General features: G+C 79.3%; 1 protein-coding gene. It reads left to right on the plus strand.

From position 1 onward, the window contains the following. Positions 1 to 55: 55 nt before the first annotated feature. On the plus strand, positions 56 to 1,315 hold a 1,260-nt coding region (locus tag HLB09_RS17265; protein WP_212771319.1), incomplete at its 3' end, for a UvrD-helicase domain-containing protein.

A 1,315-nucleotide genomic window follows, 5' to 3' on the forward strand; every position in this document is an offset into this window, starting at 1 on the left:
TCCAACGCTGCTTCCATGGCAGGGGCGTAGGCCTCGAGTCCCCGACGCGCTGGAGGTGGCGCGGCTCCTGCGCCGCCACCCGCCCACCCCGGAGCAGCGCGCCGTCGTCGAGGCGGCGCCCGAGCCGCTGCTCGTCGTCGCGGGCGCCGGGTCGGGCAAGACGGAGACGATGGCCGCCCGCGTCGTGCAGCTCGTCGTGTCCGGGGCGGTGGCGCCCGACCGCGTCCTCGGGCTGACCTTCACGCGCAAGGCCGCGGGCGAGCTGGCCGAGCGCGTCCGCCTGCGGCTGCGGGCCCTGCGGGCGGCGCTCGACGCCGCCGGCGACGCCTCCGCGCCCGTGGTCCCGGACGGCGAGCCGGTCGTGGCCACGTACCACTCCTACGCGGCCGGCGTCCTCGCCGAGCACGGCCTGCGGGTGGGGGTCGAGCCGGGCGCGCGCGTGCTCGGCGAGGCGGCGGCCTGGCAGCTGGCCTCCGAGGTCGTCGAGCGGTGGACGGGGGACCTGCCGGGCGTGGACTCCGCCGTCTCCACGGTCGTCCAGGGCGTGCTCTCCCTGGCCGCCGAGAGCGCCGAGCACCTCGTCGAGCCCGACGAGCTCGACGACGCCCTGGGCGAGGTCCTCGAGCGGGTGGGCCGGCTGCCCAAGGACGAGGCGGGCGGCGCACCCGCGCGGCCGACGCCGTCCTCGCCCCTGGGGAAGGCGATCGGGGCGCTGCGCGCCCGTCGCGCGCTGGTGCCGCTGCTGCACGCCTACGCCGAGCGCAAGGCCGCCGCCGAGGCCCTGGACTTCGGCGACCAGGTGCGCCTCGCCGCGCTCGCCGCGGCGCGCGCGCCGGCCGTGGGGGCCGCCGAGCGCGCCCGGTACGGCGTCGTGCTCCTCGACGAGTACCAGGACACGAGCCACGCCCAGCTCGAGCTGCTGCGCAGCCTCTTCGGCGGCGGCCACCCCGTCACGGCGGTGGGGGACCCGCACCAGTCGATCTACGGGTTCCGCGGCGCGAGCGCCGGCGCCCTCGAGCGCTTCCCCGAGCACTTCCCCCGGGCCGGAGGGGCGCCCACGCGCGTGCTGCACCTGTCGACGAGCTGGCGCAACGACCGGGCGGTGCTCGTGGCAGCCAACGCCGTCTCGGCCCCGCTGCGGGACGGCGGCGCGGCGGTCCCGCCCCTCGGCGCGCGCCCGGGCTCCGGGGAGGGGGAGGTCCGCGTCCGCTGGTCCGGCACGGCGGCACGCCGCCCGAGCCGAACGCCTCGCCGCCCAGCACTCCCTCGAGGCCACTACCGACCAGGCCCGCGCCGCGCTCGAGCGCGCCCAGCG

Origin of the sequence: Pseudokineococcus marinus (genome assembly GCF_013004605.1) — a bacterium.
Lineage (GTDB): Bacteria > Actinomycetota > Actinomycetes > Actinomycetales > Quadrisphaeraceae > Pseudokineococcus > Pseudokineococcus marinus.